This is a genomic window from Vibrio sp. 1167, assembly GCF_033340375.1.
Taxonomy (GTDB): Bacteria; Pseudomonadota; Gammaproteobacteria; order Enterobacterales; family Vibrionaceae; genus Vibrio; species Vibrio alginolyticus.
In genome coordinates, this window is the sequence record NZ_JAWOWK010000048.1 from 1 (window position 1) to 1,573 (window position 1,573).

The 1,573-nt window shown below is 48.8% G+C and carries 1 protein-coding gene; it reads left to right on the forward strand.

Going from position 1 to position 1,573, the window contains the following annotated elements; all coding sequences use genetic code 11:
• Nucleotides 1–1,573: glutamate synthase central domain-containing protein (locus R7Z78_RS24225; protein WP_318117028.1), on the forward strand; the 1,573-nt coding region annotated here is incomplete at both ends.

A 1,573-nucleotide genomic window follows, 5' to 3' on the forward strand; every position in this document is an offset into this window, starting at 1 on the left:
TCAAGTGGGTGAACGAAGCTTCGATGAAGATTTGCTTAAGACCTATCAAAAGCAATTCGCTATGACCAATGAAGAAGTGGATCAGGTGCTGCGTGTACTTGGCGATATGGGTCAAGAAGCCGTAGGCTCTATGGGCGATGACACGCCGATGGCAGTACTGTCTTCGAAAGAGCGTTTGGTTACCGATTACTTCCGCCAGAAGTTTGCTCAGGTCACCAACCCGCCTATCGATCCACTACGTGAAAAGCATGTTATGTCGTTAGCCACCAGTATAGGTCAGGAGATGAACGTCTTCTGTGAAACCGACGGCCACGCGCATCGAGTGACATTTGATTCTCCAGTGCTACTTTACTCTGACATGCAGCAGTTGCTTGAGCTGGGTGACGATCACTACCGCAATACCATTCTCGACATAAACTACGATCCACAAGAGAAAGATCTCAAACAAGCGATTGATGATTTATGTGATCAAGCTGAACAAGTGGTGCGAGAAGGTACCGTTTTAGTGGTTCTTTCTGACCGCGCATTAGTCAAAGGCAAATTGCCAATTCCAGCCGCCATGGCTGTCGGCGCCGTGCAAACTCGCTTAGTTACAGCCAACCTTCGTTGTGATGCCAACATCGTCGCGGAAACCGCAACCGCACGTGACCCTCATCAATTTGCCGTATTGCTAGGCTTTGGCGCTACGGCGGTTTATCCGTATCTAGCTTATGAAGCGTTAGGCAAGTTGATTGACGATGGTGCCCTAGATAAAGACTACCGCGATGTTATGCAGAACTATCAGTATGGCATCAACAAAGGCTTGTACAAAATCATGTCGAAGATGGGTATTTCGACCATCGCCTCTTACCGTTGCTCACAATTGTTCGAAGCTGTTGGGTTGAGCCGGGAAGTGGTCGACTTGTGCTTTAAAGGCGTAACCACTCGCATCGAAGGCGCAAACTTTGATGATTTCCAACAAGATTTAACCAACTTGTCCCGCAAGGCGTGGGCAAAACGTAAATCGATTGAACATGGTGGATTACTCAAATACGTACATGGCGGTGAGTACCATGCCTACAACCCTGATGTGGTTGGCACACTGCAAAAAGCGGTGAAATCTGGTGAAAGTAACGATTATCAAAGTTTTGCCAAACAAGTAAACGAGCGCCCTGTCGCGATGTTGCGTGACCTAATGGCACTGAAAAAAACTGACTCGCCATTGCCACTTGAACGAATCGAACCTAAAACAGAATTGTTCAAACGTTTTGATTCTGCCGCCATGTCTATCGGAGCGTTGAGCCCAGAGGCACACGAAGCACTTGCAACGGCGATGAACCGTCTTGGTGGTTACTCTAACTCTGGCGAAGGTGGTGAAGATCCTCGTCGTTTTGGCACCGAGCGTAACTCGCGAATCAAGCAGATCGCATCAGGCCGTTTTGGGGTTACGCCTCATTACCTAACCAATGCAGACGTACTGCAAATCAAGGTTGCGCAAGGAGCTAAACCTGGTGAAGGTGGTCAGCTACCAGGGCACAAAGTCACGGCAGAAATCGCCAAGCTGCGTTACTCGGTGCAAGGGGTGACGTTAATC